At 34.9% G+C, this 5,900-nt stretch carries 9 protein-coding genes; 4 read left to right on the forward strand and 5 right to left on the reverse strand.

The window, feature by feature from the left end; translation table 11 throughout:
• Together RLO81_RS09835 and RLO81_RS09840 are read left to right on the forward strand one after the other, a co-directional pair.
• Positions 1-762 (forward strand): carboxy terminal-processing peptidase (locus RLO81_RS09835; protein ID WP_350110767.1); only part of this gene is annotated, 762 nt, incomplete at its 5' end.
• A gap of 49 nt (positions 763-811) precedes the next feature.
• On the forward strand, positions 812-1,219 hold the full coding sequence (locus RLO81_RS09840) for an OmpA family protein (RefSeq protein ID WP_350110770.1): 408 nt from the start codon (positions 812-814) through the stop codon (positions 1,217-1,219).
• 3 nt (positions 1,220-1,222) lie between these two features.
• On the opposite strand, the gene RLO81_RS09845 is transcribed toward RLO81_RS09840, so the two are convergent.
• The 3 genes from RLO81_RS09845 to RLO81_RS09855 form a co-directional block, all read right to left on the reverse strand.
• Positions 1,223-1,642, reverse strand: a complete 420-nt coding sequence (locus RLO81_RS09845) for a VOC family protein (protein WP_350110773.1) — start codon at positions 1,640-1,642, stop codon at positions 1,223-1,225.
• Positions 1,635-2,159 (reverse strand): DUF4199 domain-containing protein, encoded by a 525-nt coding sequence (locus RLO81_RS09850; RefSeq protein WP_350110776.1) that lies wholly within the window; start codon positions 2,157-2,159, stop codon positions 1,635-1,637. Before RLO81_RS09850 ends, RLO81_RS09845 begins: the two co-directional genes overlap by 8 nt.
• A gap of 83 nt (positions 2,160-2,242) precedes the next feature.
• Positions 2,243-2,659 (reverse strand): response regulator transcription factor, encoded by a 417-nt coding sequence (locus RLO81_RS09855; protein WP_350110779.1) that lies wholly within the window; start codon positions 2,657-2,659, stop codon positions 2,243-2,245.
• 113 nt (positions 2,660-2,772) lie between these two features.
• On the opposite strand from RLO81_RS09855, the gene RLO81_RS09860 reads away from it, so the two are divergent.
• Both RLO81_RS09860 and RLO81_RS09865 read left to right on the forward strand, forming a co-directional pair.
• The gene (locus tag RLO81_RS09860) at positions 2,773-4,464 is read left to right on the forward strand and encodes a DEAD/DEAH box helicase (protein WP_350110781.1); all 1,692 of its coding nucleotides are present in this window, start codon (positions 2,773-2,775) and stop codon (positions 4,462-4,464) included.
• Positions 4,465-4,587: 123 nt separating this feature from the next.
• Entirely contained in the window at positions 4,588-4,779 is a 192-nt protein-coding gene (locus RLO81_RS09865) for a cold-shock protein (protein ID WP_350110783.1), read from the forward strand.
• A gap of 305 nt (positions 4,780-5,084) precedes the next feature.
• On the opposite strand, the gene RLO81_RS09870 is transcribed toward RLO81_RS09865, so the two are convergent.
• Together RLO81_RS09870 and RLO81_RS09875 are read right to left on the reverse strand one after the other, a co-directional pair.
• The gene (locus tag RLO81_RS09870; RefSeq protein ID WP_350110785.1) at positions 5,085-5,354 is read right to left on the reverse strand and encodes a hypothetical protein; all 270 of its coding nucleotides are present in this window, start codon (positions 5,352-5,354) and stop codon (positions 5,085-5,087) included.
• Between the two features lie 95 nt (positions 5,355-5,449).
• A partial coding sequence (locus tag RLO81_RS09875; protein ID WP_350110788.1) for a carbonic anhydrase occupies positions 5,450-5,900 on the reverse strand: 451 nt, incomplete at its 5' end.

Consider the following 5,900-nt stretch of genomic DNA (forward strand, 5'->3'; position numbering starts at 1 on the left):
AAGGACGGCCCGGTAGTACAGGTTAAAAACTCATCTAACAAAATAGAATTAGGTGAAGATGTGGACGATAATGTTATTTATGACGGGCCTTTAACTGTAATGATTAACAGGTTTAGTGCCAGTGCCTCTGAAATATTTGCAGGTGCCATTCAAGATTATGGGAGAGGTGTCGTACTTGGTGAAACTTCATTTGGTAAAGGGACAGTACAAAGTGTAATCGATTTGGGTAGATATTTAAATGTACCGGAAGGTGAAAAAGTCGGTCAGCTTAAATTGACGCTACAGAAATTCTATAGAATTACTGGTAGTAGCACACAACATAAAGGTGTTGATCCTGATATTAATTTTCCGTCTGCCTTTTCTGCTGAAGAATTTGGTGAAAGTAGCAGACCAAGTGCTTTGCCATGGGATCAGATAAAGGGAACGAAATACAAACCTACGGAGCAGGTAACTGAGAAGATGTTGGCAGAGGTTAGTAAAGAATACAGGGATAGGCTTGAGAATGACAGACATCTAAAGGACCTAATTAGTGAAACAGAAGAGTTAAAGAAGAGTATATCTACAACCCGAATTTCTTTGAATAAGGAAGAAAGACAAAAGGAAATTGCCGAAGCAGAAAAAAGGCGTACTGAGCAAAGTGCAATGGAAGGAACAAAAATAGGAAAAGAAGGTATTTACGAAGTGAATAATATAGATGTGGATGATAAATACCTGAGAGAAGGCCTGGTGGTACTTAGCGACATAGTTTCAGCAATCGGATAGCATACAAGCAGAGATAAACAGAAAGCCTCATTTTAACGTTTGTGTTAAGGTGAGGCTTTTTTTAATTATCAATTTATTTTTAATTCTATTTAATACGGCTGCTGCACAAGACAGCCTAATAAGAAAGAGTATTTATTTTGGTGGTGGTAGTTATTATGTCGATGAATTTCAAGGAACTCAAATCGCTGAGTTCATCAATTCTGTAGATGATATTTCTAAATATGAAATCGTTTTATTCAGCCACACAGATAATATTGGAGGAAAACAGTATAATGAGTGGCTTTCCTATATGAGAAGTGAAGCTGTGAAGTATGAACTAATTCAACTTGGTATTAGAAAAGAAGAAATAGAGAGTAAATCATTTGGACAAGATAACCCTCTTTACTCCAATAAATCATCAGATGGCAGAGTGATGAACAGAAGGGTAGATATTATCCTTGTGCCCATCACTTTATAAAATCTATTTGGTAGTGTTATTTGAATAATCACCAAAACCCTCATCCACAGGCTCCCATAGTTCAATTTTATTGCCTTCAGGATCCATGATATGAACAAACTTTCCATAATCATAAGTCGCAATTTCATCTACTATTTCAACCCCTTCCTTTTTAAGCTGATTAACCAAAGCCTCAATATTCACAACCCGATAATTAATCATAAAAGGTTGCTCGGAAGGCTCCATATATGTAGAATCCTTACTAAAGGCGCTCCATTGAAGATAACCTTTCTTCTCTGGATTGTTTGTATCCCTAAATTCAAACATAGAGCCATATTCATTAGTAACAAGGCCCAAATGTTTGTTGTACCAATTTGTTAATTTTTTTGGTTCATTGGATTTAAAAAAAATACCACCAATGCCAGTAACTCTTCCTTTAGCCATTTTTAGGTGTTTTTAGTTGAAAATAAATTGCAGATAACGTGCTTATAATCAGACCTATTACAAATACTGTAAGGAACATCATAATGAATTGAGCACCAACGCTGTCCCATAAGGCCATTTCTTCCATAAACTGAATTTTGGCTGTTTCAAATTCTTCGATACTTAAAGAGGCTTTCATTTTTCCTAGCTGGTAGTCACCATACTCCTGAAGGAAATCAGGGTTAATCCATTTATAGTAGATCACACTGTAAGTGCCAAATGCCACTGCAGGGAATAGCGAAATGGCAGAACCCAACCCAAAATACTTTAAAAAAGATCCTTTCCTGTATAGCATGAAATACTCTCGAATACCGAAAAAAACAAATAGAAGACAAGCTATAATAGATATATAGCCAATGATTTCGTCAGTATCAAAATTAGAAGAATCAGGATGGCCATACATTAAATAAGCCAAGAACTGAATCCCCATAATAATGGCTGTCGCGATCAGCCCGTTTTTTATAATTACCTTTTTCATATTATTTTTTTAACTAATGTGTGGTTTTCGGCATAAATGGCATTCATACTTTTGGGTGATTTTATCATTTTAGTACTAAAGTGTTAGAGTAAACCGTACTCTTTAGCTTGTTTAATAGCCTCTGTTCTTCTTTTTACATTTAGTTTAGAAAAAATGTTAGAAACGTGTGTTTTGATCGTATTCTCAGATACAAATAATAAATCAGCAATTTCACTGTTGCTTTTTCCTTCTGCTATCTTTGCTAATACCTCAAACTCCCGCTTACTCATTTGTAATAATGCCAATTTTTCATCGTCAGGTAATTGTTTTCTTTTTAGTAGTGATGATCTTGTATTTACCTGATTTTTTAAAAGATAACCAAATATTACCAATGCAAGGGCAGACAACACAATTAGAAATTCACGATAATGATTGGCTGTAAAAACTGAATAATTACTTAGCTCAATTAATACCATTAGCAGGGTTGCCAAAAGGCCAAACTTGATAATTAAACTTTTCAATAGTGTTGAATCTGAGTTGTGAAGCTAATTTATACTCAATATAATAAAAAGAGAGTGAATAGTTTTATGTGTTTTTAAGCACTACCTTTGCGCCTCATTAATATTAATATAGATTGATAAGTTTTTCAGAAATGGGGCTTTCAGCACCTTTGCTTAAAGTCCTGCCGGAGTTGAATATTGACCAACCCACCGAAATTCAACAAAAGGCAATTCCAATTTTACTCAAAGAAAAAGAAAAAGATTTTTTAGGTCTTGCTCAAACAGGGACTGGCAAAACAGCTGCTTTCGGGCTGCCACTATTAGATGCAGTGGATCCTGACGTAAAAAAAACACAGGCGCTTGTATTAGCCCCCACAAGGGAATTAGGGCAACAAATTGCACAGCAATTTCAGGCATTTTCTAAGTATATGAAAGGGTTGCGCGTTCAGGTAGTTTATGGTGGTGCTTCCATTGTACCACAAATGAAAGCGCTAAAGAATACCCCACACATAATTATTGCCACGCCTGGTAGATTACTAGATTTAATAAATAGAAAATCAATTGATTTGTCTGGTATTAAGCATGTTGTGTTCGATGAAGCAGATGAGATGCTAAATATGGGTTTTAGAGAGGATATAGATCATATTCTATCTTTTACACAGGGGCAGAAATCAACCTGGTTGTTTTCAGCTACCATGGCTCCTGAAATTAAATCCATTGTAAAGAAGTACATGGATAATCCCAGCGAGGTTAAAATTGATGCAGCTAATGTGGTCAATCAAAATATTGAGCATAAATACTTTATTGCCAAAGCAAAAGATAAGGTTGAGATACTTAAACGTATTATTGAGCTTGAGCCTGATATGAGAGGCATAGTATTTTGTAGAACAAAAAGAGAAACACAACAATTAGCCGAAATTCTTCAAGGTAAAAAACTACCTGTAGATGCTATTCATGGTGATTTATCGCAAAACCAGCGTGATCAGGTTATGAAACGTTTTAAGAGCCATTCTTTGGAGTTTTTGATAGCAACAGATGTGGCCGCAAGGGGTATAGATGTAAATGACCTAACGCATGTAATTCATTACTCCATGCCCGATGATTTGGAGTACTATACACACAGAAGTGGACGTACCGGCAGGGCAGGGAAAAAGGGTATTTCACTCGCATTAATTACAAGTGCTGAGCAGAGAAAAGTAAATTTTATTCAGAAGAAGTTAAAACTTGGATTTACTCAATATGAGCTGCCCAAGGCTGAGCATGTTGAAAACAAGCGTTTAATGGCGTGGACAGATACCATTATTTCCACAGAGGCAGATCATGACATGATTGCAGAGCACGTGAATGATGTGAGGGAAAAATTTAACGGGTTAAGCAAAGAAGATCTGATTGATAAACTTATTACCTGGGAATTAAACGAACTAGGGCTTAATAAGAAATCATCTTTTGATGAAAGCCAGACTTTAGAAGATTCCCCGGTTCATTCCAGACATAATCCCACGCATGATAAATATTTTATTAATGTAGGCCTGATTGATGGAGTAAATGAGAAAGAATTAGTTGATTTTGTATCAGAAACCCTTGGCATTAGCAAAAATGTTATAGGGCAAACGAACATTGAAGAGAAAAAATCATACTTTGAAATTGAGAAGGAATCATCGCATTTAGTAGACCCTGCATTTAGTGACTTGTATGTAGATAACAGGAAATTAAGAGTGAATAAAGAAACTGGCCAAAAATCGAGAGGTAGAGGTGGCCGTAGAGATAAAGACCGAGGTAAGCGAAGGAATGCGAACCAAGGAAAATCTTCCAGAAGAAGGAGGTAGGAGGGTTATATTACGTTAATATGATGCGAATTAAGCAGACTTTAATAAAAAAATAAAATACCCCTAATGCTTTAAATCAATATATTTTGCCTAGCTTAGTGGCTTTAATTACAATTATTTATAATGAAAGAAGGAACAGTAAAATTCTTTAATGATTCAAAAGGTTACGGATTTGTTAAAGATTCAGAAGACAGTCAAGAGTATTTTGTACACGTATCAGGTCTAGTAGACGAAGTACGTGAGAACGACTCAGTAACATTTGATCTTCAAGAAGGTAGAAAAGGTTTGAATGCAGTTAACGTAAAGTTAGCTTAATTTATATCTGATTACGAATGCAAAACCCCTGACGAAATCGTCAGGGGTTTTTTGTTGTCAATTAATTAATTTTATTGGTAATGAAAGAGGAATAGTCTTACAAGTTGTTTTATTAATGTAAAACACTAGACATCTTTGAAGCTATTACTAATCAAGTAAGGATATTACGAAAGAAGTAACTTAAGTCTTTAGGGCATCAACTTTCTATAATTCAGATTCAAATAATTATCCGTGGTTGAACTATTTGAGAAAACATCAACCCAAATAACCGAGTTGAATCATCATTTTCAATGTTAACCCTCAGATTAGGCTACCTTTGAATTTGCAACCTTTTCAACGTTAATTTGAGAATGGATTGATAACTTATCGTCAGCTATCAGCTTTAAAATGTTTTCCTTGGTAGTTTTTAACTCCTCGATGCGCTTTAAAGAATCTTGATTCTCTGTGCCAAACCTAATTCTGTCGCTAAATATGCGATTTTGATGAAATTGTATTTTACCATCGATTAGGTATAACAATATTTCCTTGGCCTCTTCAGGTTCAAATACACCTTTAATTAAATCAAACTGATCCATAATTTTTTGTTTTTTTTACGAAACAAAGATCAGAAGATTATTTTATATATTTTTATTAATGTTTTTAATACTTATCATTAATAAAAACTTATGCTTTAAATTCCTGAGAATCGATAGATGGGCTCTAATTGATTTATATTCGTGTACTTTATGTCCAGATCAATAATTTTTCCATCACTTAGCGAATAAACCCAACCATGAATTTCAAGCTCCCTGGTTTTCCAAGCTTTTTGGACAAACGAAGTTTTGGCCAGATTATGTACTTGTTCCATAACATTTAGTTCAACCATTCGCTTCATTTTAGCTTCTTCATTTTCTAAGCCATTTAATTCTTCCTGATTGTTTTGAAAAATGTCTTTTACATAAGCCAACCATCTACCTACCAACCCAACATATTTGTTGTCCATTGCAGCCATAACGCCACCACAACCATAATGTCCGCATACTATTACATGTTTAACATGTAAATATTCTATGGCGTATTGCAATACACTTAGCATATTCGTGTCCGAATGAATTACCTGGTTGGCAATGTTTCTATGAACA

This window comes from Fulvivirga sp. (assembly GCF_040220315.1).
Taxonomy (GTDB): domain Bacteria; phylum Bacteroidota; class Bacteroidia; order Cytophagales; family Cyclobacteriaceae; genus Fulvivirga.